The sequence below is a fragment of the Streptomyces sp. DSM 118878 genome (assembly GCF_052936595.1).
The window spans coordinates 2,535,515-2,560,789 of sequence record NZ_CP193622.1 but is presented as its reverse complement, the minus strand read 5'-3'; the positions used below and the strand labels follow the sequence as shown (position 1 = coordinate 2,560,789).

Genomic DNA, 25,275 nt, shown 5'->3' with positions numbered 1-25,275 from the left:
AAGGACGCGACATCATGACAGACGTGCTCGTCGGCGACGGGCCGGAGGAGACTCCGGCCCGCCGTGGCCCCCTCCAGCGGGACACGGGCGGAGCCGAAGCGGCCCGCCGCCGCAAGAACCTGATCAACATCACCCGCCCCTGGCTCCTGCTCGCCCCCTCCCTGGTGGTCCTCGCCGGCCTGCTGCTCTGGCCGCTGATCCAGGTCGGCAAGCTCTCCCTCCAGGACTACGCCGTCAAGTTCGGCGGCGGCGTCGGCACCTACACCGGGTTCGACCACTACAGCGACCTGCTCTCCAGCAGCCTGCTGTGGAAGACCGTCCTGCCCAACACCGTCTTCTTCGCCGTCGCCTGCGTCGGCCTCACCGTGGGGCTCGGCACGCTCGTGGCGCTGCTGCTCAACCGCCTCGGGGTCACCTGGCGGCTGATCTGCTCCATCGCGATCCTCGCCGCCTGGGCCATGCCCGCGGTGACGGGCACGTACGTCTGGATCTGGCTCTTCCAGCCGCAGGACGGCATGGTCAGCCAGATCGCGGGCTCCATCGGCCTGATCGACCCGGAGACCACCAACTGGTTCACCGAGCGCGGCCCCTTCTACGCCATCGCCACCCTGAACGTCATCCACCACGGCTTCCCGTTCGTCGCCATCACCGTCCTCGCGGGCCTGATGACGATCCCCAAGGAGCTGTACGAGGCCGGGGAGCTGGACGGCGCCAACGCCTGGCAGCGGTTCTGGAACATCACCGTGCCGACGATCAAGCCGGTCTTCCTCGTGGTGACCATCCTCTCCACCATCTGGGACTTCAAGGTCTTCACGCAGATCTATCTCCAGCCCGGCGGCGACGGCTCCAACGAAGAGGTCTACAACCTCGGCGTCTTCTCCTACATCCAGGCCTTCGCCAAGAACGACTACGGCGCGGGCGCCGCGGCCGCCGTCCTGCTGACCGTGCTGCTCCTGCTCATCACGATCGTCTACATCCGCACGCTGTTCCGACAGGGGGAGGAGGACCTGTGACCACCGCCAAGCTCTCGGCCCGGCCGCCGGCCACCGGCAAGCCCCGCCGCCGCACCTCGCTCGGCTCGCGGATCGGACTGCCGGTCGCGGTCACCGCGCTGCTCGTCTTCACGCTCTTCCCCGTGTACTGGATGATCTCCACGGCACTCGACCCCAAGGCGATCAGCCGGGGCTCCGACGTCTTGCCGAGCGGCCTGAGCCTCGAACACTTCACGTTCGTCTTCGAGAAGGGCAACTTCGGCACCTACCTGCTGAACTCCGCCCTCGTCGGCCTCGCCACGATCGCCGCGGCGGCACTGCTCTCGCTCTTCGCGGCCATCGCGGTGGCACGGTTCAAGTTCCGCTTCCGCACCTCCGTACTGATCATGATCCTGATCGTGCAGATGGTGCCGCTCGAAGCGCTCGTCATCCCGCTCTTCATCCAGATGCGGGACTACGAAATGCTCAACTCCCTGCTGGGCCTGAGCATCGTCTACATCGCGCTCTCGCTCCCCTTCGCGATCTGGACGCTGCGCGGCTTCGTCGCCACCATCCCCAAGGAGATCGAGGAGGCCGCCTACATCGACGGGGCCTCCTGGTTCCGGATGTTCTGGTCGGTGCTGCTGCCGCTGGTCGCGCCGGGGCTCGTCGCCACGTCGATCTTCGCCTTCATCACGGCGTGGAACGAGTTCGTCTTCGCGTACACGTTCATGAAGGGCAGCGACAAGTACACCGCCGCCGTCGGCATCTACCAGTTCTTCGGGGAGAACTCGACGTCCTGGGGCCCGGTCATGGCCAGCTCCACGCTGGTCACCGTGCCGGTGATGATCTTCTTCGTGATCGTGCACCGCAAGCTGGGCTCGGGCCTGGCGGCGGGCGCGGTCAAGGGCTGACACCGCGGCGGCGACCCGGAGAGCAAGCAGTTCGACCACCTCCGATGAGTTTTCGCGGTGCCCGCGGTCAGACACCATGCACGGCAAGCACCGCAGAACCGGAACCCAACCCCGAGGAACCCCTGATGCGTACCCTGATCAGCACCGCGTTCATCTCCCTCGACGGCGTCGTCGAGGCCCCGGGCGGCGAGCCCGGCTACCGTAACTCCGGGTGGACGTTCAAGGACATGGAGTTCCTGCCGGAGGCGTTCGAGATCAAGGGCAGGGAGCAGAAGGAAGCCGCCGCGATGCTGCTCGGCCGGGTCAGCTACGAGGCGTTCAGCGCCGCATGGCCCGACATGGCGGACTTCGCCGACTACAAGACGCTGCCGAAGTACGTCGTCTCCGGCACGCTCACCGAGGGCGACCTGGTGACGAACTGGGGCGAGACCACGATCCTGCGTACGCTCGACGAGGTCGCCGCCCTGAAGGAGACCGAGGGCGGCCCGATCATCGTCCACGGCAGCGCCACCCTGAACCAGGGCCTCTCCGACGCCGGCCTGATCGACCGCTACCACCTGCTCGTCTTCCCGCTCCTGCTCGGCGCGGGCAAGCGGCTCTTCAGCGCGACGGACAAGGACACCCAGAAGCTGCGGCTCGTCGAGCACGAGGCGTACGCCAACGGCCTGCAGAAGAACGTCTTCGACGTCGTCCGCTAGGCCGGGAACAACCGGCCGCCGAGGCGTGTTAAAGTTATGTGTTGCAGTTTTGGTACCCATGAACTTTATGTGCGCCTGACGGGAATGCTCCGAGGGCGCATATTTGTTTTTCCGGTTCTCTCCGGATGGGGTCATTGCAGCGCTGAAGGCTCACAATTCGGTGATTCTTCATACTCTGCCCCTGTTGAGGAGATTTGACATGGCAACCGGCACCGTAAAGTGGTTCAACTCGGAAAAGGGCTTCGGCTTCATCGAGCAGGACGGCGGCGGCCCCGACGTCTTCGCCCACTACTCCAACATCGCGTCCTCGGGCTTCCGTGAGCTCCTCGAGGGCCAGAAGGTTTCCTTCGACGTGACCCAGGGCCAGAAGGGCCTGCAGGCCGAGAACATCGTTCCTGCCTGATCGTCGCAGCGCGCGAACCTCACAGCCGAGGCCCGCACCTTCGGGTGCGGGCCTCGGCTTGCGCTGTCATCGGGCCCGACGGGCCCAGAGCCGCACCGGCTCAGAGGTCCGGAAAGTCCAGCATCAGGAAGGCACTACTGCATGAACCGCTCCGAAGGCCCGGCACGACCCGCACGCAAGCGCCCCACGAACGCAGGCGGCAGGGGGCGGCCGACCGGCCAGGCGAAGGGCGCCGCGGGTTCCGCGAGGAAGCCCGCGGGACGTAAGCCCAAGCCCGCCCAGGGCGGCGAATTCGCGCTGCCCGAGAGCCTCACGCCCGCACTGCCGGCCGTCGAGGCCTTCGCCGACCTCGACATGCCCGAAGCCCTCCTGAAGACGCTGGCCGCCCAGGGTGTCACCGACCCCTTCCCGATCCAGGCCGCCACTCTTCCGAACTCGCTCGCGGGCCGCGACATCCTCGGCCGCGGGCGCACCGGATCCGGCAAGACCCTGGCCTTCGGCCTCGCCCTCCTGGCCCGTACGGCAGGACAGCGCGCCGAGCCGAAGTCCCCGCTCGCCATGGTCCTGGTCCCCACGCGTGAGCTGGCCCAGCAGGTGACGGACGCGCTCACCCCGTACGCGACCTCGGTCAACCTGCGCCTCGCCACGGTCGTCGGCGGCATGTCGATCAGCAAGCAGTCGAACACGCTGCGTCGCGGCGCGGAGGTCCTCGTGGCCACGCCCGGCCGCCTCAAGGACCTGATCGAACGCGGCGACTGCGACCTGTCACGGGTGCGCACGACCGTCCTCGACGAAGCCGACCAGATGGCCGACATGGGCTTCATGCCGCAGGTCACGGCGCTGCTCAAGCAGGTCGAGCAGGGCGGCCAGACGATGCTGTTCTCGGCGACGCTCGACAAGAACATCGACCGGCTCGTCCGGATGTTCCTCACCGACCCCGTCGTGCACTCCGTCGACCCGTCCGCGGGCGCCGTCACGACGATGGAGCACCACGTGCTCTACGTCGCCGACGAGACGGACAAGAAGGCCGTCGCCATGCGGATCGCCGCCCGTGAGGGGCGCGTGATCATGTTCCTGGACACCAAGCGGGCCGTGGACCGCTTCACCAAGCGGCTGCTCGCCAACGGCGTACGGGCCTCCGGCCTGCACGGCGGGCGCTCGCAGCCGCAGCGGAACCGGACGCTCGACCAGTTCAAGACCGGGCAGGTCACGGCGCTGGTCGCCACGAACGTGGCGGCGCGCGGCATCCACGTCGACGACCTCGACCTCGTCGTGAACATCGATCCGCCCGCCGACCACAAGGACTACCTCCACCGGGGTGGGCGCACCGCCCGCGCGGGGGAGTCCGGCAGTGTCGTCACGCTCGTCCTCCCCGAGGAGAAGCGGGACATGACGCGGCTGATGTCCGACGCGGACATCCGTCCCCGGACGGCTCGGGTCTCGTCCTCCGACGAGGAGCTCGTACGGATCACCGGGGCGCGCGAGCCCTCGGGGGTGCCGGTGGTCATCGAGGTCCCGCAGCCCGCGCAGCCCTCCGGGCAGGGGACGCGGCGGCGCCGGCCGCGCGGTGGCGCCTCCGCGGCGCCCTCCGGGCAGGGGCAGCGCCGGGTTCCCCGCCAGGGCGGGGGACAGGCCCGTGGTTCGGCCGGTGCCAGCCCCCGCAGGGGCCGTCCGGCCGGGGGAGCGCAGGGCGGGCGTCGCAGCGCGGCCTGACGCTTACCCTTCCCCGCCGCGGGTGGCTTTTCGCCGCTCCGCGGCGGGGTTTTCCACGCGAACCCCCTGTTTGCCCCCCTGTTTGCCCCGTGGCGGGGGCCTCTCCGTAGGGTGGAGCGCCCCGTCCCACCGCACGACGTCCACGAGGAGCCCCCATGGCACCGGACCGCCGCCGCGAGACCGTCGCGCTGCCTCTCGTCGGAGACGACCGCGCGGCGCTCCGCGCCGACTGCGCCAACTGCTTCGGGCTCTGCTGCGTCGCGCTCACCCTCACCAGGTCCGCGGACTTCGCCGTGAACAAGGCCGCGGGACAGCCCTGCACCAACCTCGGCGAGGACTTCCGCTGCGGCATCCACCGCGACCTGCGGAAGAAGGGCTTCCAGGGCTGCACGGTCTACGACTGCTTCGGCGCGGGCCAGCACGTCTCGCAGCACACCTTCGACGGCACGGACTGGCGCGAGGACAAGGCCACCGCCCGCCGCATGTTCGAGGTCTTCCCGGTCGTGCGGCAGCTCCACGAGCTCCTCTGGTACCTGACGGACGCGCTGAGCCGCCCCCGGACCGCCCCGATCACCGCGGAGCTGAAGAAGGCCCTCGCGGAGACGGAGCGACTGGCCGCCGGCGCCCCCCAGGCCGTGGCGGACGTCGACGTGGCCGCCCACCGCCAGGACGTCAACGCCCTGCTCCTGCGCACCAGCGAACTCGTCCGCAAGGGCACCACCGGCAAGAAGAAGCAGCGCCGGGGCGCCGACCTCATCGGCGCACGGCTCAAGGCCGCCGACCTCAAGGGTGCCGACCTCCGCGGCGCCTATCTGATCGGCGCCGACCTCCGCGACGCGGACCTGCGGGAGGCCGACCTGATCGGCGTGGACTTCCGCGACGCGGACCTGCGCGGCGCGGACCTCACCGGCGCGCTGTTCCTCACCCAGTCGCAGGTGAACGCGGCCAAGGGCGACGCCGGCACGAAGCTGCCGAGCACCTTGCACCGCCCGGGCCACTGGACACCGGCCGAGGCCTAGAGCCCCGCCTGCGTGTCGCGCTCCAAGTTACGTGTCGCACTCCAGCACCGCCCGGCACAACCCGCACCGCGCCCGCACCCGCCCCTGAACCGGCACCCGTATCCGCTGCCGGCAGACCGGGCAGGCGAAGGCCACCCGCAGCGCGCCGCGCCCGTCCACGGAGAACCCGTATCCCTCGGCGGCTCCGTCGGTTCCGGTGGCTCCCGCCGCCCCGGCGGCCCTCGCGGCCCCGTGATCCACCGCGTACCGCCGGTCCTTCGCGTACCGCCGCTTGCCCATCCACCCGGCGGCCGTCAGCGGAGGCTGCTGTTCGTCGCGGCGGGCCCGGGCGAGGCCTTTGGTGTACGCCGTGTAGGCCTGCGCGCTGGTGAACCACGTCTCCGGGGCCTCGCCGAACGCCAACGCCCGCTTGGCCAGGACGTATCCGTACTCCTCCGGCGTCAGATAGCCCAGCTTCTGCGAGGAGACGCCGTCCTCGCGGTAGGCGTCGAGGAGCAGCCAGCCGGCGCCCAGGTACACGGCGGCGGTGTCGGTCAGGATCTCGTTGTCGCGGGTGCCGGGGAACGTCAGGTCGAGGCGGTGCAGATACACGTGCATGACCTCGTGGGCGAGGGCCGCGCCGATGTCCCGCCGGTGGGTGCGGAAACGGTCGTTGAGCTCGACGAAGTACTCGGGCCCCGCGGCGAGTTCGACGGACGCCGCGTGCCGCATCTCCCGGAAGCCGACGATCACGCGGGCGTCGGGCAGGCGCAGGTGCCGCACCATCTCGCGGGCCACCCGCTGCGCGCCCAGATGCAGGTCGTCCTGGTCGCCGAAGGCCACGTCGACGGGGGCCACGCTGGTGTCGAAGGTGCGGACGGTGTCGTACGAGAGGCGTCTGTAGAGCGCGGTGATGGCGGCACGGACGGTCTCCAGATGGGGATAGCCGTGCACGACAGGCCCACCGCCGTCCGCCACGTCCCCACCCCCTGACGCCACCACCGGCCAACGCGTCCGAGGCCACTGTACGGCCGGCCACCGGCCCCGGGCCGGGTGCGCACGACAAGCCGTGGCTGGAAACAACCCCTTGTCCTGAGCGGACATTGATCTCCATAATCCGCAGCAACGCTTTGGCGGGCACATGCCATCCACACGCACTCCCGTGCGGGTCGGCAGGGGCCCGCTCAGGCGTGTACCCCCCACGAACCCCCCACGAAGGGAAGACAATTGAAGACCAAGCTGCGTGGAGTGAAGAGAGCCGCCACCCTCGGCGCGATCGCTCTGGCCACCGTCAGCCTTCAGCCCCTTGCCGCCCAGGCGGCGCCGGACCCGGGCCCCCAGCCGGGTGAGCGCATAGTCGGCGGCACCCCCGCCGAGCAGGGCGAGTTCCCGTTCATGGTCCGTCTGTCGATGGGCTGTGGCGGCGCGCTGTACGCCCAGGACGTCGTCCTGACCGCCGCTCACTGCGTGGACGGCTCCGGCGACAACACGAGCATCACCGCCACCGGTGGCGTCGTGGACCTGGAGAGCCCCGACGCGATCAGCGTCAAGTCCACCAAGGTCCTACAGGCCCCCGGCTACGACGGCAAGGGCAAGGACTGGGCGCTCATCAAGCTCGCCAAGCCGATCGACCAGCCCACGCTGAAGATCGCCAAGGACACCACGTACAACGAGGGTGACTTCACCGTCGCGGGCTGGGGCGCCGACAAGGAGGGCGGCCAGCAGCAGCGGAACCTCCTCAAGGCGACCGTCCCGTTCGTCAGCGACGCCGACTGCGAGGCCGCCTACGGCGAGGACCTGACGCCCGGCGAGGAGCTCTGCGCGGGCAAGCTCGCCGAGGGCGGCACGGACACCTGCCAGGGCGACTCGGGCGGCCCGATGTTCCGCAAGGACGAGGCCGGCGAGTACATCCAGGTCGGCATCGTGAGCTGGGGCAACGGCTGCGCGCGGCCGAAGTTCCCCGGCGTCTACACCGAGGTGTCGACCTTCGCGGCCGACATAGAGAAGGCGGCCGCGGGGCTCTGAGTCCCGGCACCGCCCGACGCTCCACGCACGGGGCGCCCGCACCCGCGGGCGCCCCGTCGCGCTGCCCGGCCCGGCTCGGCCAGCCCCGCCCCGGAGCCCCGTTAGTCCAACACCTGCCCCTCCTTTGTCCATGGGCGCCCCCGGCCGGACCCGCGCATCGTGAACCGCACGAGTTCCGTCCACCGAGGGGTGCCGCATGCTGCCGTCAGACAGGTCCGGGCCGAGCCGCCGAGCCGTGGTCGCCACGGGCGCGATAGCCGGGGTGGGGGCCGCCCTGGGGGCGGCCGGGAGCGCGTTCGGCGCGCCCGGCGCGGGGAAACGCCCCGCGGGCGAGGTGGTCCTGCGCTCGGCCGGCCTGGACGTCCGCGTCGCGGGCGACTTCCCCCGCGTCATCTCGTACACCGACCGCGCGAGCGGTGCCGTACTGCACGGCCGCGCGGAGCCGCTGAGCGCGGTGCTCGTCGACGGGGTCGAGCGGACGCCCGAGGTCACCGCTTCGCCGGGCGGGGACCGCATCTCGTACGACATGGTCTTCGACGGCGGCACCCGGATCGACGTGGAGATCGCGGTCGAGGGGCGGCAGGTCCACTGGCGGGTCACCAGGATCGCGGACACGGACGCGCTGCGGGTCGGCACCCTCCAAATACCCGGGCTCTCCCTGCTCTCCGTACGCAGCGACCAGCCCGGCGCCGCCCTGCTCGCCGCCAAGGTGCAGCTCGACAAGGCCAAGAGCGGCGACACGCTCGTCCGGCCGCGCAAGGACACGCCCGCCGAGGCCGCCGTCGGATGCGCGTACGCCGTCGTCGCGCACGACGGGCTCGGCGGGGCGGTCGAGACGAACACCGGCTACGACAAACCCACCGGCGAGGCGGGCACCACCTGGGAGAACGGCCGCCTGTGGCGCGAGACGGTGCGAACGGGCGACCATGTGGAGACCCGGTTGAGCCCCGGCCAGTGGACGCACCGTGCCGCGACCGCGCCCCTCGACGCCACCGAACCCCTCCCGTACGCCACCGTCGTGATCACCGGCGACCGCAACGGCGACGGCAAGGTCGACTGGCAGGACGCCGCGATCGCCTTCCGCGACATCATGGTGACGCCGCTCGGCGCCGACGAACAGCATCTGCGCGTCGTCCCGCACATCCCGTTCAACTTCGCCTCACAGGCCACCAACCCCTTCCTGGCCACCCTCGACGACGTCAAGCGCATCCACCTGGCGACCGACGGCCTCGGCCAGTACACGCTCCTGAAGGGCTACCAGTCCGAGGGGCACGACTCCGCCCACCCCGACTACGCCGACAACTACAACGAGCGTGCGGGCGGCCTCAAGGACCTCAACACCCTGGTCCACGAGGGCAAGAAGTGGAACAGCACCTTCAGCGTGCACGTCAACGCCACCGAGTCCTACCCCGTCGCCCACGCCTTCTCCGAGAAGCTCGTCGACAGACGCGACGAGCAGTGGGACTGGCTCGACCAGAGCTACCGCATCGACCAGCGCCGCGACCTCGTCTCCGGCGACATCGTGCGCCGCTTCGCCGACCTGCGCGCCCAAGCCGACGATGGCCTGAACGCCCTGTACATCGATGTGTTCCGCGAATCCGGCTGGACCTCCGACCGCCTCCAGCGCGCCCTGCGCGAACAGGGCTGGACGATCACCACGGAGTGGGGCCACGGCCTCGAACGCTCCGCGGTCTGGTCGCACTGGGCCACCGAGACCGACTACGGCGGCGACACCTCGCGCGGCATCAACTCCCGCCTGATCCGCTTCGTCCGCAACCACCAGAAGGACGTCTTCGCCGACAAGTGGCCCACCCTCCTCGGCATCGCCCGCATGGGCAACTTCGAGGGCTGGATCGGCAAGACCGACTGGCACGCCTTCTACGAGCTGATCTGGACCCACTCACTGCCCGCCAAGTACCTCCAGGCGTACCCCATCAAGACGTGGGACGAGCACGAGATCACCTTCTTCGGAGCGGCGGGCCCCGGGGCGAGCGGGACGACGGTCTCCGACGCCTCGGGCAAGCGCCGCATCACCACCGACGGAAACGTCGTCTACGAAGACGGCCGCTACCTGCTGCCCTGGGAGCCCCGCAAGGCCACCGCTCCCGCCAAGCTGTACCACTACAACCCCACCGGCGGCAGCAGCGACTGGCACCTCCCGCGCGCGTGGGCCAGGCGTTCCCGCGTGGCCCTGTACCGGCTCACCGACCAGGGCAGGGCCTTCGAGTCGTACGTCTCCGTAGTGGACGGCAAGGTCACCCTGAAGGCGGAGGCGAAGCAGCCCTACGTCCTCTACCGCGAGCGTGCCGCCGCCCTGCCCGACCCGAAGTGGGGACAGGGCACTCCGCTGCGCGACCCCGGCTTCCACTCCGGCTCCCTCAAGGAGTGGAAGGCCGCCGGGCCCGCCGCCGTGGAGCTCAGCGCGCTCGGCGACCACGAGCTGGTCATCGGCGCGGGCGGCGCCGCGTCCGTAGGACAGAGGCTCACCCGCCTCGAAGCCGGTACGTACGTCGCCTCCGTGCAGGTCGAGGTCGGCGAGAAGGCGGGGGAGCGGCGCAAGGCGTCCCTGGAGGTGCGCACCGCCGACGGGGTCACCGCGGCCAACTTCACCGAGACGTCCACCGCCGGCAACCACGTCGCCGCCGACCGCAAGCACGGCACCCGGTTCCAGCGCATGTTCACCCGCTTCACCGTCCCCCAGGGCGGCGGCACCGCCGAGCTGACACTGCGGGCCGAGGCCGGCCACGCGCGCGTGCGCTTCGACAACGTACGCGTCGTCGCCGCCCACCACGCGAAGCCGCCCCGCGGCACCCTCGTCCACGAGGACTTCGAGCACGTCCCGCAGGGCTGGGGCCCCTTCGTCAAGGGCGACGCAGGCGGCGCCACCGACCCGCGCACCCACATCGCCCAGCGCCACGCCCCGTACACCCAGCGCGGCTGGAACGGCAAGGAGATCGACGACGTCATCGACGGCACCAACTCCCTGAAGTCACGCGGCGAGAACACCGGACTCGTCTACCGCACCGTCCCGCACACCGTCCGCTTCACGCCCGGCAAGCGCTACCGCGTCTCCTTCCCGTACGAGAACGAGAAGGCCGGCCAGTACGCGTGGATCACCGCCGTCGACGCCCCCGCCGCCCGCGAACTCGACCGCAAGGACCTCCCCGTCGCCACGACGCCCACCACCCTCACCTACGAGTTCACCGCCCCCGCCGAGGGCGAGGCCTGGGTGGGCCTGCGCAAGACCGGCGACGACGGCACGGCGGAGTTCGTGCTCGACGCCTTCCAGGTCAGCGAGGTCTGACCGCCGCCCGGGCCGCGCGCACCCGCCCGGTGCGCGCGGCCCGGCACCACCCTCACCCTCACCGCAGCGCGACCCGCTCCCCGCCCCCCTCCAGCTCAAGCACCCACACCTCGTTCTCGCCCTCCCGCAGCACAGGACCCGGCACATAGAGAGACCTCTGCGGGCCCACCGACCAGTAACGCCCCAGATTGAAGCCGTTCACCCACACGAAGCCACGCGTGAAGCCCGGCAGCTCCAGCGCGGCATCGCCCGCGCCACGCACGGACAGCGAACCCCGGTAGAGGCCGGGCCGCCCCCGCGCCGGACCGCCCGCGGGGACCTCCCGCACCGCCGCCGCCACGTCGAACGCGTCGAGCCGCAGCCCCGCCGCCCGAACCCCGTGCAGATACTGCCGCTCGTGCAGGACACCCCCCTCGATGCCCTTCGGCTCACCCATGCGCGGCCCGTAGTTGACCCGCCCCAGGGACTCCACCCACAGCTCCACGCGCGCGTACCCCGCGACCGGCTCCGCCAGAACCGGCTCGTCCTCGGTCAGGACCCCGGCCCGCTCCCCGTCCACGTACACGACCGCCCGGTCGCGCAGCCCCCGCACGGACAGCGGGTGGGGACCGCGCGGACCCGGCACCGTCAGCGCGTACCGCACCACACCGCGGTCCACGTCGAGCTCCTCGAAGGTGGGCGGGACGGCGTGCTCCGCCTCCGGCGTACCGAGACGGTCCAGGACCGTGCCCAGGGCCGCCCAGTCCGTCAGCGCCGCCGACACCGGGGCGCCCAGCACCGGCAGCGGCTCCGGAACCTCCGGCAGGGGCCCCGGCGCGTACCGCGCGAGGACCTCCCTGAACGCCCGGAACTTCGCCGTGGGACGGCCGTACTCGTCGATCGGCGCGTCATAGTCGTACGAGGTGACGTCGGGCTCCAACGCCCCGTCGTGCAGCGCGCCACCCCCGCGGTTGGCGCCCGCCCAGCCCGCGAAGTTCGTGCCGCCGTGCGCCATGTACAGGTTCACCGACGCCCCGCACTCCAGGATCTCGGCCAGCGCCGCCGCCGCGTCGTCCGCGTCCCGCACGACGTGCTCCGCGCCCCAGTGGTCGAACCAGCCGCACCAGAACTCCATGCACATCAGCGGCCCCGAAGGACGGTGCCCGCGCAGCACCGCGAACGCCGCCCGCGCCCCCGAACCGAAGTTGGCCGTGGCGAGGACACCCGGAATCGAACCACCGGTCAGCATGTGATCCTCGGGGCCGTCCGAGGTGAACAGCGGCACCCGCACACCCCGCGCCCGCAGCAAGTCCGCGAGATGAGCCAGATACACCTGGTCCGAGCCGTAACTGCCGTACTCGTTCTCGACCTGCACCATGATCACCGGCCCGCCGTCAGGCCCGCCGTACTGCCGCGGCACGACCTCCCGCAGCAGCCGCCGGAACCAGCGCCCCACATGCCCCAGATACTCCTCGTCACGCGTCCGCGCGCGTACCCCCACCACCCCCGTCAGCCAGTGCGGAAGGCCACCGTTCTCCCACTCCGCGCAGATGTACGGGCCCGGCCGCACGATCGCCCACAGGCCCGCCTCCCGCGCCGCGTCCAGGAAACGGCCGAGCGCCTCGACATCCCGGTAGGTGCCCGGGAACGGCTCGTGCAGGTTCCACGGGACATACGTCTCCACACAGTTCAGGCCCAGCGCCCGCAGCATCGCCAGACGGTGCCCCCACTGCCCCTCGTGCACCCGGAAGTAGTGCAGCGCGCCGGAGAGCAGCCGCACCGGCCGCCCGTCCAGCTCGAAATCACTCTCGCCGACCCTGAAACCATCCTCGCCGACCTGGAAACCGTCCATCATGTCCCTTCGCTCACAGCACGCTCACCCACGATCACCTCTGGCGGGCGGCAGGGTCCATGGACAAAGATCGGTTCCGGTTGGACGCAGCGAGCGGGACAGATGCCTGACCCGCACCGGAAGGGGCACGCGGATGTACCACACATGGATGCGGTATTTCACTCCCAGCCCGGCCCACCACCGGCTCGGCCTGGCCTGCCTCGGCGTCGGCCTCCAGCACGGCCTCCTGCCGACCGTGGGCCCCCGCACCCTCGACCACCACGTCGCCGTCGTCATCAGCGCGGGCGGCGGCTGGTTCCGCGGCCCCGACGGACGCCGTACGACAGTGACCGCGCCCGCCCTGATCTGGCTCACCCCCGGCGTGCGCCACCACTACGGGCCCGACCCCGACACCGGCTGGGACGAGTGCTTCGTCGACTTCACCGGACCCGCCACCGCCACCTACACCGAACTCGGCTACATCGAACCCACCCGAGCCGTCGTCCCCCTCTCCGACGCGGCCGGCGCCCGCGCAGCCGTCGGCCGCATCGCCCGCGCCGCCCGCCGCGGCAACCCGCTCCTGGAAGTCGAGACCGGAGCCGCCGTCCACGAACTCCTCGTCGCCCTGCGCCGCGCCCGCGCCGACATCGCCCCCGACGGCGACCCCGTGCTCCAGGCCCTCGCCCGCGACGCCTTCCAGCCCTTGTCCGTCGCCGAACACGCCGCACGGCACGGCATGACCCCCGCAGAACTGCGCACCGCCGTACGCCGCGGCGCCGGATGCAGCCCCAAGGACTACCTCCTCGGCATCCGCCTCGGCCGCGCCAAGGAACTCCTCGCCGCCACCGAGCTGCCCGTCGCCGCGGTGGCCCGCCGCGTCGGCTACGACGACCCGGCGTACTTTTCACGCCTTTTCACCCGCCGGGTCGGCACCGCCCCCGTCCGCTTCCGGGAACAGCAGGGAAGGGCCGTACCCGGCGGCTGGTCCCAGCAGGTACCCGACCCCGACCACCCGCCGATTCTGCGCTCCTGTGCCGCGGGCGGACCCACCCCGGCAACGTAGGCTCGTGACCCATGACCACCAGCCACACCAGTGACGCGAACAGCGCGGACGCCCCCGGGAACAACGGCGCCGGCATCCCCGACGACGAGGCCGTCCACGCCGAGCTGACGCGACTGCGCGACAGCATCGACAACATCGACGCCGCCGTCGTCCACATGCTCGCCGAACGCTTCAAGTGCACCCAGCAGGTCGGCCACCTCAAGGCCAACCACCACCTGCCGCCCGCCGACCCCGCCCGCGAGGGCCGCCAGATCGCCCGCCTGCGCGAACTCGCCGAGAACGCCAAACTCGACCCCGCGTTCGCCGAGAAACTCCTCAACTTCATCATCGCCGAGGTGATCCGCCACCACGAGACGATCGCCAAATCCTCGTAGGGCCTGTCGTTTGGATCATCTCGGCGTCGCGGGCCCTGGCACGCACATCTGCGGCGTTGTCGTCGGTTGCCAACGCTCCGCGTTGTCGCCCTCCTCCGCCTTGCAGCTGCACGCACCAGACCCCGCTCGGGCAGGGCTCGAAGGCACCGCCCCTTACAGCCGACCTGATCCAAACGACAGACCCTAGCGCCCACCCCGCACGCGGGCGCCGGGATCCGACGCCTACACCGATACCGGTGACATCGGGCAGCATGGGGCCATGCCCGTACTGACGCGCGACGAAGCGCAGACCCGTGCCCAGCTCATCGATGTCCACCGGTACACGGTCGAACTCGATCTGACCCAGGCGGCCGACGCCACCGGCGACACCTTCGAGTCCCGCACCACCATCCGCTTCAGCGCCCGCGCGGACAGCGCCACCTTCGTCGAGCTCAAGCCCGCCGCACTGCACTCCGTCACCCTCGACGGACAGCCCGTCGACCCCGCAGGCCTCGACGACAACCGCCTCACCCTGCACGGCCTCACCGCCGGCGAACACGAACTGCGCGTACACGCCACCATGCGCTACTCGCACACCGGCGAGGGCATGCACCGCTTCACCGACCCCACCGACGGCGAGACCTACCTCTACACCCAGCTCTTCATGGAAGACGTGCAGCGCGTCTTCGCCGCCTTCGACCAGCCCGACCTGAAGGCCGTCTTCGAGCTGACCGTCACCGCCCCCGAGAACTGGACCGTCCTCGCCAACGGCGTCACCCGCCACCTCGGCGACGGCACCTGGCAGGCCGCACCCACCCCCCTCATCTCCACCTACCTCGTCGCCGTCGCCGCCGGACCCTGGCACTCGGTGCGCACCGAACACCGCGGCCTGCCCTTCGGCATCCACTGCCGCCGCTCCCTCGCACCCCACATGGACACCGACGCCGACGAGATCCTCGGCCTCACCCGCGCCCTCTACGACCGCTACCACGAGAAGTTCGAGGAGCCCTACCCCTTCGACTCCTACGACCAGGCGTTCGTCCCCGAATTCAACGCCGGCGCCATGGAGAACCCCGGCCTCGTCACCTTCCGCGACGAGTTCATCTACCGCTCCGCCGTCACCGACACCGAACGCCAGACCCGCGCCATGGTCATCGCCCACGAGATGGCCCACATGTGGTTCGGCGACCTCGTCACCCTGCGCTGGTGGGACGACATCTGGCTCAACGAGTCCTTCGCCGAGTACATGGGCTTCCAGACCACCGCCGAAGCCACTGGCTTCACCGACCCGTGGACCGACTTCGGCATCGCCCGCAAATCCTGGGGCTACGACGCCGACCAGCGCCCCTCCACCCACCCCGTCGCCCCCGACCCCGCCGCCGTGCCCGACACCGCCTCCGCGATGCTCAACTTCGACGGCATCTCCTACGCCAAGGGCGCAAGCGCCCTGCGCCAGCTCGTCGCCTGGCTCGGCGAGAAGGACTTCCTCGCCGGCATCAACACGCACTTCACCCGGCACAAGTTCGGCAACGCCACCCTCGCCGACTTCATCGACTCCCTCGCCCACGCCACCGACCGCGACGTCCACTCCTGGGCCGAGGCCTGGCTGCGCACCACCGGCGTCGACACCCTGACCTCGAAGGTCAACCACGCGGGACGCCAGTGGACCCTCGGCATCGACCGCGACGGAGGCGGCGAGGCGGGCCGTGAGAGCGGACGCCCGCACCGCGTCACCGTCGGCGTGTACGACCGTGACCTCGCCGGTGGCCCCGCGCTCGTCCTGCGCGAACGCTTCGAGACCGACATCTCCGCCACCACCACCGTCGAACGCGACGGCGGCCGCCCCGCCCTCGTCGTCCCCAACGACCAGGACCTCACCTACGCCAAGATCCGCCTGGACACGGCCTCCCAGGAGACCGCCCTCACGAGCCTCTCCCAGGTCCCCGACCCGCTCACCCGCGCCGTCCTGTGGAACAGCCTGCGCGACATGGTCCGCGACGGCGAACTCCCCCCGGCCGTCTACCTGCGCGCCGCCCTCACCCACCTCCCCGAGGAGAGCGACCTCGCCATCGTCCAAGGCGTCCTCACCTTCGCCACCGACCACATCGCGGGCCGCTACACCGGCCCCGACGAGCGGCCCGCCGCCCTCGCCACCCTCGGCGAACTCTGCCGCGACCTGATCCGCCGCACCGAGGACGGCTCCAACCCCGGCCTGCGCCTCACCGCCGTCCGCAGCGCCATCGACGTCGCCACCCAGCCGGCACCCCTGGAGGCCTGGCTCACCGAGGGCACCGTGCCCGGCGGCCCCGAACTCGACCCCGAACTGCGCTGGCGCGTCCTCGCCCGCCTCGCCGTCCTCGACGCGACCGACGAAGCCGCCATCGCCGCCGAACTGGCACGCGACCCCAGCGCCACCGGCCAGGAAGGCGCGGCACGCTGCCGCGCCGCGCTGCCCGACGCCGCCGCCAAACGAGCCGCGTGGGAGGCCATGTTCGCCACCGACGAGCTGTCCAACTACCTCCTCAAGGCCACCGCCCAGGGCTTCTGGCAGCCCGAACAGGCCGACCTCGTACGGGAATACGTCCCCCGCTACTACGAGGACGCCGTCACCGTGGCGGCCCGGCGCGGCCCCGCCATCGCCGAGGTCGTGGGCGCCTGGGCCTTCCCCGCACCCTTCGTCGACGCCGAGACGCTCCACCTCGGCGAGCGGTGCCTGCGCGACGCCGACCCCATCCCCGCCCTGCGCCGCAAATTCACCGACCAACTCGACGACCTGGCACGGGCCCTGCGCGTACGGGAAGGAAACGGCACAGCCTGACCCGCACCCCCGGACTCCTGGGCCCCCGGACGTAGGACCCACGGCCTACACCCCCTGGTCCCAACCGACGATCCCGCGCACGGCGGGCCCGGCCTAGGCTCGATCAAGAGCCGGGCCGGACCCGCCACCCGGCCCCCCAGCCGAAGGAGCCCCCACGTGATCGTCGTGACCGGAGCCACCGGAAACGTAGGCCGCGCCCTCGTCGACCGACTCGGCTCGGAAGGCGCCCCCGTACGCGCCCTGACCCGCGACCCCGAGGGCGCCCGGCTCCCCGCGGCCACCGAGGTCGCACGGCTCGATCTCTCCGGCGAGCACCCCCCGCTCGTCGACCTCACCGCCGTGTTCAAGGACGCCACCCGGCTCTTCCTCCACCTGCGGGCCGCCGGCGCGCACACCGCCGCACTCCTCGCAGCAGCCGCCGCGGCCGGCGTGCAGCACGTCACCGTCCTCTCGTCCGGCATCATCGAAGAAGGCGCCGACACCAGCCACCCCATCCACGTCATGCACGCCGAACTCGAAGCACACGTACGGGAGAGCGGCCTCGGCCACACCTTTCTGCGGCCCAACGCCTTCGCCACCAACTCCCTGCAATGGGCACCCCAGATACGCCTCGGCGACACCGTCCGCGGCCCCTTCGCCGCAGCCGCCACCGCCCCCATCCACGAGGCCGACATCGCGGACGTCGCCGCCCGCACCCTCCTCGACGACGGCCACCAAGGCGCCGTCCACCGCCTCACCGGACCCCACGCCGTCACCACCGAACAGCAGATCCACGCCATCGGCGCCGCACTCGGCCGAACCCTGCGCTTCATCGACGTACCCGCCGAGGACGTCGGCCCCGAGATGTTCCCGCACGTGCCGCCGCAGATGCTGCCCGCCCTCCTCGCCTCCTTCGCCGAGACCGTCGGCACCGAACCCGAGATCACCACCACCGTCGAAGCCGTCACCGGACAACCGGCCCGCACCTTCGACCAGTGGGCCCACGACCACAAGGCCGACTTCCGCACCTCCTAGACCCCACAGGGCATCACCGGGCCCCCGCGCCTAGCACCCCGCCGCGCACCACCACCCGTCACCAGTACGCAAGTACCACTTTCGGGTTCGGTTCCCCGAAGTACTCGGGCAACCGGTGCATGCGTTGTACAGGCTGGTCCTCCCGCACGCGCGCACCCGGAGGACAAGCCCATGAGCACCCCGCCGCCCCTCGCCGGAGGCGCCCACGGCCCCGAAGCCCTCCAGCCGCTGCTCGCCACCACACTCCGCGCCCTCCGCGAAGGCGCCGCAGCCCGCCGGGGCCCCCTGCCCGCAGGGGGCCCCGAAGCCGTCGCCGACCGCGTACGCGCCGCCGCCCTGCCCCTCCTGCCCGAACAGGGCGAAGGCCCCGAAGCGGCCCTGCGCAGCCTCGTCCACGCCCTCACCGAAGGCGCCGCCGACCCCGCGGACCCGCTCTGCGCCGCACATCTGCACTGCCCCCCGCTCGCCGTGGCCGCCGCCGCCGACCTCGCCGCGTCCGCGCTCAACCCCTCCATGGACTCCTGGGACCAGGCGCCCGCCGCCTCCACGCTCGAAGCGCTCGTCACGCGCACCCTCACCGCCCAGATCCACGCGAGCGGCGACCCCCTCAACGGCAGGTCGGGCGACGCCCTCAGCGATGAGGCAGGCGACGCCCTCGTCACCACCGGCGGCACCGAGGCCAACCAGCTCGCCCTCCTCCTCGCCCGCGAGAACCCCGCCACCCAAGGGCCCCTACGCCTGTTCGTCGGAGCCAACGCCCACCACAGCCTCGCCCGCGCCGCCTGGCTCCTCGGCCTGCCCGCCCCCACCGTCGTCCCCACCCCCACGGGCACCCTCGACCCCACCACACTCGACCAGGCCCTCACCGCGACCGCGGGCCCACCCGGCACCCTCATCGTCGCCGCCACCGCGGGCACCACCGACGCCGGACTCATCGACCCCCTCGACGACATCGCCGACCTGTGCGCCGCCCACTCCGCCCGCCTCCACATCGACGCCGCCTACGGCGCGGGCCTCGTCTTCAGCGACGCACGCCGACACCTCCTGCACGGCATCCACCGCGCCGACACCGTCACCCTCGACCTCCACAAACTCGGCTGGCAGCCCGCGGCCGCCGGACTCCTCGCCGTACGCGACCCCACCGACCTCACCGCGCTCACCCACAGCGCCGACTACCTCAACGCCGACGACGACACCCACGCGGGACTGCCCGACCTCCTCGGCCGCTCCCTGCGCACCACCCGCCGCCCCGACATCCTCAAGATCGCCGTCACCCTCAAAGCCCTCGGCCGCCAAGGACTCGGCGCCCTCGTCGACCACGTCTGCGACCAGGCCCAGGAGTTCGCCGCCCTCATCGACAAACACCCCCGCTTCGAACTCCACGACACCCCCACCATCAGCACCGTCCTCTTCAGGCCCACCGACACCGACGACCACCACATCGCCCACGTACGCAGACAACTCCTCACCGAAGGCACCGCCGTCCTCGGCCGCGCCGACCTCGCAGGACGCCGCTGGCTCAAAGCGACACTGCTCAACCCCCACACCCGGCCCGAAGACCTCAACCGGCTCCTCGCACTGGTCGAACACCACCACCCGGCCCGCACCACCCCCCACCCCACGGAAGGAACCACCCCCCGATGACCGGCACGCCCGACCAGCCAGGACCCGAGCCGCCCACCACCCGCGAAACCCCCCGCGACCTGGTCGGCATCGGCATCGGCCCGTTCAACCTCTCCCTCGCCGCACTCGCCCACCCCCTCGGCGAACTCGACACCGCCTTCTACGACCAGCGGCCCGCCTTCCACTGGCACCCCGGACTCCTCATCGAAGGCGCCACCCTCCAAGTCCCCTTCCTCGCCGACCTCGTGACCCTCGCCGACCCCGCAAGCCCCTGGTCCTTCCTCAACTACCTCAAGACCCGCGAGCGCCTGTTCCCCTTCTACTTCGCCGAGCGCTTCCACATCCAGCGCGCCGAATACGACGCCTACTGCCGCTGGGTCAGCGAGAACCTCACCGGACTCCACTTCGGCCACCACGTCGACGCCGTCCGCTGGAACCCCGAACGCGCCCTCTTCGAAGTCGACTACACCCAACTCGACGCCGACGGAGAAGCCGAAGCCCTCTGCCGCACCCACACCAAGAACATCGCCCTGGGCGTCGGCACCGCCCCCCACATCCCCGAACCCCTCAAACCCCTCGCCGCAGCCCCCGGCACCCCCGTCATCCACTCCGCGGACTACCTCCACCACCGCGAAACCCTCCTCGAAGCCGAACACATCACCGTCATCGGCTCCGGCCAGTCGGGCGCCGAAATCTTCCTCGACCTGCTCCGCGCCCGCCCCGAGGGACACGAGAAACTCCACTGGCTCGCCCGCACCGAAGCGTTCGCACCCATGGAGTACTCAAAACTCGGCCTCGAACACTTCACCCCCGACTACACCCGCTACTTCCACGCCCTCCCCGAAGCCGTGCGCGACGGCCTCGTCCCCCACCAGTGGCAACTCCACAAAGGCATCGACGCCGACACCATCGCCGCCATCCACGACCAGCTCTACCAACGCACCCTCCACGGCGGCTGGCCCGACGCCGTCCTCACCCCCGGCGTCCGCGTACGCACCGCGGGACGCGTCGGCGCCACCCGCGTCGAACTCCACCTGGAACACCTCCAGCAAGGCACCCGCTCCCGCCTCACCACCGACGCCGTCGTCCTCGCCACCGGCTACCGCGAACGGCCCCTCGACCAGCTCCTCGCCGGCCTCGACCCCCACATCCGCAAGGACTCCTCCGACCGCCCCCGCGTCGACGAGCAGTACCGCCTCGACCTCGACCCCACCATCACCCGCACCGGCAGCAACATCTACGTCCAGAACGCCGAACGCCACACCCACGGCGTCGGCGCCCCCGACCTCGGCCTCGCCGCCTGGCGCAGCGCCACCATCCTCAACGCCCTCACCGGCCGAAACCCCTACCCCCTGCCCACCCGCACCGCCTTCACCACCTTCGGCCTCCAACCCCACGAAGCACCCGGCACCCGCACCGCCGGGCACACGGGGGAACAACAGGGCAAACTCGTACGGCTCAGGAGCTGAGACCCCGCCCCAGCGCCCCCACACCGCCGAACAATCCCGGCCAGAAACCACCCCGGCACGAAATACCCCGCCCAGCACGCCTGTTCAGCCCAGCATGACCACCCACACCACCGGCACCACCACCCCGGCCACGACCCCGACCACCACCTGGACCGCGGCCTTCCGATCCGCCGTCGTCAGCCCGTACGAAACCATCGAGCTGTTCGAGATCCGCCGCTTCTCCGACCAGACCCTCCGCCAGGTCATCCGCCTCGACGGCGCCGGCAGCGCCCTGCGCATCCACCTCAGCAACCGCTACGGCAGACAACCCCTCCACATCGGCGGCGCCCACCTCGCCAAACGCACCGAAGGCAGCAGCACCGACCCCCACAGCGACACGACCCTCCACGTCGACGGCGCGCAACAATTCACCATCCCCGCAGGCGAGGAAGTCACCACCGACACCCTCCACCACACCGTCACCGCCGGCGACGAATGGGCCCTCACCCTCTGGCTCCCCCAGGACACCGGACCCGCCACCTACTCCGCCGTCCCCCTGCGCACCGGCTACGCCGTACCCGGCAACGCCCTCACCGCCCCCACCCTCGACGGCACCCAAGGCCTCGAAGAACTCGCCACCCGCCACTTCATCAGCGGCGCCGACGTCCTCGCCCCCGCGGGCACCCCCGTCACCGTGGCCTTCGGCGACTCCTGGTTCGAAGGCACCGGCACCACCAGCGACACCGACAACCGCTTCCCCGACCTGCTCAACAACCGCCTCCGCGCAGCCGGACACACCGGCTGGGCCGTCAACACCGGCCTGTCCGCCAACCGCCTGCTCACCGACGAAATCGGCGAACACGCCCTCGCCCGCCTCCAGCGCGACGCCCTCGACATCCCCGGCGCCACCCACGTACTGATCCACTTCGGCCTCAACGACCTCGGCATCCCCGGCCAGGGGGCCTACCCCGACCCCGCCCCCATCCCCACCGCCGCCGACCTCATCACCGGCCTGACCACCCTCGCCGAACGCATCCACGCGGCAGGCCTCACCGCCATCGCCACCACCGTCGGCCCCTACAAAGACACCATCTACGAGGGCTACTCCACCCCCGAAGGCATCGCCGTCGCCCGCGACGTCAACACCTGGATACGCGGCACCGACAGCCCCTTCGACGCCTACGCCGACTTCGCCGCCGCCGTCGCGGACCCCGCCGACCCCGACCGCATCCACGACGACTACGACAGCGGCGACGGCCTCCACGTCAACGACGCCGGCGCCCAAGCACTCGCCGACGCCGTCGACCTCGCCACCCTCAAGAACTGAGCGGCGCGGAAACCGCCGCGCGACGCGGCACCTAGAACACCGGCACACCGTCCCGGGTCAGCCTCCAGCCCACCGACGCGAACTGACCCGGGTCGACCGTCCCCTTCGCCTTCACCCACCCGATGATCGTGTTCCGGATCTCCTCCGAATTCGCCCACACCTGCTTGGCACCCGCGATGTGCGGGAAATTGCCGCCACCACTCGCCCGATAATTGTTCACCGCGAGCACGAACTCCGCCTTCGGATCGATCGCCTCACCATCGAAGGCCAGCTTCACGATCCGCGAACCCACCGGCTTCGCGACATCAATCTCGTACGTCACACCGGACACCGCGTCATAGTTGTAATCCGGGATACCCTCCGCATTGGTCAACTTCGCCGGATCCACCGGAACACCCGCAGCCGTCCGCACGTAATACCGCGCCGAGAACTCCAGATACTCCCTGAGCTGCGCACCCGTCACGAGCCGCGCCTCCAGAGTGTTCTCGAAGGGATAGAGGCCCGCAGCATCCCTGATCGTCACATCACCCGCCGGAATCTGCGCCGTACGCGAGAAACACGACGCCTGCGAAAGCACCGGCAACGCCGCGTACGCCCCACCCTTCAGCGCCTCCGCCACCGTCTCCCGCTGCACCTCATTGATCAGATCAATGATCGGGACATCCTTGTACGGACCCTCCGCCGTGCTCATCGCCGCCACCGACGTACCGATGACCTGATTGACGTACGCCACGACCTTCTCGTGCTCATCGGCGAGCAACCGCGTGATCTTCCGGTCCTCCGCCGCGGCGTTGGAGTTCAGGACCCGCGCCCCGACCTTCTCCACCGACCAGCACCCCTTCTCCCACACCAGATCGAAGTCGAACAACGTCAACCGCTGCCCCCACTTCAACGGCTCCGACAGAACCACCTTCTTGCCCGTCGCCTTGTTCTCCACGAAATACTCGGGAATCTCCGTGTGCGCGTGACCGACCAGAATCGCGTCGATACCCGGCACCTGCTCGGCCACCAGACCCGCCGCGTTCTCCACATACGGCAACTGATCCCCGTACGACGACGTACCGCTCGACCCGGAATGCGCCGACACGATCACCACGTCCGCACCCATCGACCGCAGCCTCGGCACCCACTTCGCCGCCTGCTCCTCAAGACCCGGGAACGTCATCTTGCCCTGCACATTCGCCTTGTCCCAGATCGCGATACCCGGATTGGTGAGACCCAGGACCGCCACCCGCACATCCCGACCGTGCGGAGTGCGCAACCGCTTCATGAAGTACGGCGGGAAAGCCGGCCGCTGCGTCTTCGCGTCCAACGCGTTGGCCCCGAGCAGCGGAAAGTCACACTGCTCCTCGAACTTGCGCAGCACCGGAATCCCATAATTGAACTCGTGATTCCCCAGCGCCGCCGCGTCATAACCGATCGCGTTCATCGCCTGCGCCATCGGATGCACCGGACCGTGCTTCGCCGTGATCGGGTCGACCTTCGCGTAGTAATACGAGAGCTGCGTGCCCTGAATCGTGTCACCCGCATCGATGAGAAGAGTGTTGCGGCGCCCCTTCTCCTCACGGACCTCGTTCACCAGCGTCGAGATCTTCGCAAGGCCCACATCATTGTGGTCCTTGTCATCGAACTCCTTGTCGGTGAAATAGTCCCAGTTGAAGACATTGCCATGCAGATCCGTCGTGCCGAGAACGGTGAACGAGTACCGCTTCTCCCGCCGGCCGTGCCCACCCCGCGCCTCCGCCACGGACGGCGCCACCGCCGCCCCCGCGACAGCCAGACCCACGCCGGACGCGGCAGACGTGCCCAGGAACTTCCTGCGGTTCAGCGGCATCTCAGTACTCCTCGATCAGACCTCGGTAACGCGCGTAGATAACGCGCGTAGATTCTGGCCCGCACCCACCCACCCGCAACAGACCCAACAGGTTTCGATCCGGTGACTGTCAGATGAGCCGCAACCCGGCCAAGCGATGCGACAGTGACCCCATGGACACCGAACCCGCCCCCGCCACCGCCCCCTACGGCACCCCCGACGCCCCACGCCTCGCCGTCCGCGGCGAAGCCCACCTCGAAGTCGACCCCGAAATCGCCCGCATCAGCGTCACCGTCCACGCCCGCGGCACCGACCGCCGCGACGCCCTCGACGACCTCACCCGCCGCAACACAGACATCCTCGACCTCATCAAGACCTACGGCGACGCCGTCGAGAAAATCGAGACCGGCACCTTCTCCATCAGCCCCGAACTCACCAAACACGGCCGCGGCGAACGCGTCCGCGCCTACCACGGCCGCGTCCACACCACCGCCGAACTCACCGACTTCACCGCACTCGGCGAACTCACCACCCGCCTCGCCGACCTCGACCTCACCCACGTCGAAGGCCCCTGGTGGGCCCTGCGCCCCGACTCACCCACCCACCGCCACGCACGGCAACAAGCCGTACGCGAAGCCGTCCAACGCGCCCGCGAATACGCCGACGCCCTCGGCACCACACTCGCCGCCCTCACCGAACTCGCCGACATCGGCGCCGAGAACACCCCCGCCTACGACGCCTACGCAAGCCCCGCCGGCAGCATGCGCGCCGCCTACGCCGGAGCAGCCGACCACACCACCGAAGCCGCACCCCTCGACCTCGAACCGCAACGCCAGCACGTCTACGCCACCGTCAACGCCCGCTTCACCATGACCCCGCCCGACCTCTGAGGAATGCTCATCAGAGCAACACCCCGCACACTTCAACACTTGTCAATAACCCTTCACACAAAGGTTGTTGAGGAGTCATGTCCAACCAAT

General features: G+C 70.6%; 19 protein-coding genes. 16 read left to right on the top strand and 3 right to left on the bottom strand.

The features are described from left to right. Window positions 1–14: 14 nt before the first annotated feature. The 6 genes from ACRAKF_RS11150 (at window position 15) to ACRAKF_RS11125 (ending at window position 5,718) form a co-directional block, all read left to right on the top strand. Window positions 15–1,013 (top strand): carbohydrate ABC transporter permease, encoded by a 999-nt coding sequence (locus ACRAKF_RS11150; protein ID WP_447036792.1) that lies wholly within the window; start codon window positions 15–17, stop codon window positions 1,011–1,013. Then, window positions 1,010–1,885 (top strand): carbohydrate ABC transporter permease, encoded by an 876-nt coding sequence (locus ACRAKF_RS11145; protein ID WP_447036791.1) that lies wholly within the window; start codon window positions 1,010–1,012, stop codon window positions 1,883–1,885. Before ACRAKF_RS11150 ends, ACRAKF_RS11145 begins: the two co-directional genes overlap by 4 nt. Window positions 1,886–2,010: 125 nt before the next feature. Continuing rightward, window positions 2,011–2,583 (top strand): dihydrofolate reductase family protein, encoded by a 573-nt coding sequence (locus ACRAKF_RS11140; RefSeq protein ID WP_447036790.1) that lies wholly within the window; start codon window positions 2,011–2,013, stop codon window positions 2,581–2,583. Between the two features lie 199 nt (window positions 2,584–2,782). Further along, a complete protein-coding gene (locus ACRAKF_RS11135; RefSeq protein WP_037661310.1) occupies window positions 2,783–2,986 on the top strand; it encodes a cold-shock protein in 204 nt (67 codons plus the stop codon). A gap of 141 nt (window positions 2,987–3,127) precedes the next feature. Continuing rightward, the gene (locus ACRAKF_RS11130; RefSeq protein WP_447036789.1) at window positions 3,128–4,699 is read left to right on the top strand and encodes a DEAD/DEAH box helicase; all 1,572 of its coding nucleotides are present in this window, start codon (window positions 3,128–3,130) and stop codon (window positions 4,697–4,699) included. Window positions 4,700–4,854: 155 nt separating this feature from the next. Continuing rightward, window positions 4,855–5,718: a pentapeptide repeat-containing protein gene (locus tag ACRAKF_RS11125; RefSeq protein ID WP_447036788.1), complete on the top strand. Its 864-nt coding sequence runs from the start codon at window positions 4,855–4,857 to the stop codon at window positions 5,716–5,718. A 27-nt stretch (window positions 5,719–5,745) separates the two neighbouring features. Here the strand turns inward: ACRAKF_RS11125 and ACRAKF_RS11120 are convergent, their stop codons facing one another. Next, a complete protein-coding gene (locus ACRAKF_RS11120; protein ID WP_447036787.1) occupies window positions 5,746–6,675 on the bottom strand; it encodes a hypothetical protein in 930 nt (309 codons plus the stop codon). 249 nt (window positions 6,676–6,924) lie between these two features. Between ACRAKF_RS11120 and ACRAKF_RS11115 the strand changes: the two genes are divergently transcribed. Together ACRAKF_RS11115 and ACRAKF_RS11110 are read left to right on the top strand one after the other, a co-directional pair. Next, window positions 6,925–7,722, top strand: coding sequence for a S1 family peptidase (locus tag ACRAKF_RS11115; RefSeq protein WP_447036786.1), 798 nt, complete (start codon window positions 6,925–6,927; stop codon window positions 7,720–7,722). A 196-nt stretch (window positions 7,723–7,918) separates the two neighbouring features. Further along, window positions 7,919–11,026 (top strand): endo-alpha-N-acetylgalactosaminidase family protein, encoded by a 3,108-nt coding sequence (locus ACRAKF_RS11110; protein ID WP_447036785.1) that lies wholly within the window; start codon window positions 7,919–7,921, stop codon window positions 11,024–11,026. A 58-nt stretch (window positions 11,027–11,084) separates the two neighbouring features. Here the strand turns inward: ACRAKF_RS11110 and ACRAKF_RS11105 are convergent, their stop codons facing one another. Then, a complete protein-coding gene (locus ACRAKF_RS11105; RefSeq protein ID WP_447036784.1) occupies window positions 11,085–12,860 on the bottom strand; it encodes a glycoside hydrolase family 35 protein in 1,776 nt (591 codons plus the stop codon). A gap of 130 nt (window positions 12,861–12,990) precedes the next feature. Here ACRAKF_RS11105 and ACRAKF_RS11100 point away from each other — a divergent pair, with 130 nt between their 5' ends. The 7 genes from ACRAKF_RS11100 to ACRAKF_RS11070 all read left to right on the top strand — a co-directional run bounded on the left by ACRAKF_RS11100 (window position 12,991) and on the right by ACRAKF_RS11070 (window position 22,482). Then, window positions 12,991–13,899 carry a helix-turn-helix domain-containing protein gene (locus ACRAKF_RS11100; RefSeq protein ID WP_447036783.1) on the top strand — a complete coding sequence of 303 codons (909 nt, stop codon included), beginning with the start codon at window positions 12,991–12,993 and terminating at the stop codon, window positions 13,897–13,899. Between the two features lie 11 nt (window positions 13,900–13,910). Then, window positions 13,911–14,273 (top strand): chorismate mutase, encoded by a 363-nt coding sequence (locus ACRAKF_RS11095; protein ID WP_447036782.1) that lies wholly within the window; start codon window positions 13,911–13,913, stop codon window positions 14,271–14,273. 259 nt (window positions 14,274–14,532) lie between these two features. Then, on the top strand, window positions 14,533–17,070 hold the full coding sequence (gene pepN, locus ACRAKF_RS11090) for an aminopeptidase N (RefSeq protein WP_447036781.1): 2,538 nt from the start codon (window positions 14,533–14,535) through the stop codon (window positions 17,068–17,070). A gap of 156 nt (window positions 17,071–17,226) precedes the next feature. Next, entirely contained in the window at window positions 17,227–18,084 is an 858-nt protein-coding gene (locus ACRAKF_RS11085) for an NmrA family NAD(P)-binding protein (protein WP_447036780.1), read from the top strand. Between the two features lie 171 nt (window positions 18,085–18,255). Further along, window positions 18,256–19,728: a pyridoxal phosphate-dependent decarboxylase family protein gene (locus ACRAKF_RS11080; RefSeq protein ID WP_447036779.1), complete on the top strand. Its 1,473-nt coding sequence runs from the start codon at window positions 18,256–18,258 to the stop codon at window positions 19,726–19,728. Beyond that, the gene (locus tag ACRAKF_RS11075) at window positions 19,725–21,176 is read left to right on the top strand and encodes a lysine N(6)-hydroxylase/L-ornithine N(5)-oxygenase family protein (RefSeq protein ID WP_447036778.1); all 1,452 of its coding nucleotides are present in this window, start codon (window positions 19,725–19,727) and stop codon (window positions 21,174–21,176) included. The genes ACRAKF_RS11080 and ACRAKF_RS11075 overlap by 4 nt, the downstream gene beginning before the upstream one ends. Window positions 21,177–21,270: 94 nt before the next feature. Further along, the gene (locus tag ACRAKF_RS11070) at window positions 21,271–22,482 is read left to right on the top strand and encodes a GDSL-type esterase/lipase family protein (RefSeq protein WP_447036777.1); all 1,212 of its coding nucleotides are present in this window, start codon (window positions 21,271–21,273) and stop codon (window positions 22,480–22,482) included. 31 nt (window positions 22,483–22,513) lie between these two features. Here ACRAKF_RS11070 and ACRAKF_RS11065 read toward each other — a convergent pair whose 3' ends face one another. Next, window positions 22,514–24,316, bottom strand: a complete 1,803-nt coding sequence (locus ACRAKF_RS11065) for a bifunctional metallophosphatase/5'-nucleotidase (protein WP_447036776.1) — start codon at window positions 24,314–24,316, stop codon at window positions 22,514–22,516. A 152-nt stretch (window positions 24,317–24,468) separates the two neighbouring features. On the opposite strand from ACRAKF_RS11065, the gene ACRAKF_RS11060 reads away from it, so the two are divergent. After that, the gene (locus ACRAKF_RS11060; protein WP_447036775.1) at window positions 24,469–25,185 is read left to right on the top strand and encodes an SIMPL domain-containing protein; all 717 of its coding nucleotides are present in this window, start codon (window positions 24,469–24,471) and stop codon (window positions 25,183–25,185) included. Window positions 25,186–25,275: the final 90 nt, after the last annotated feature.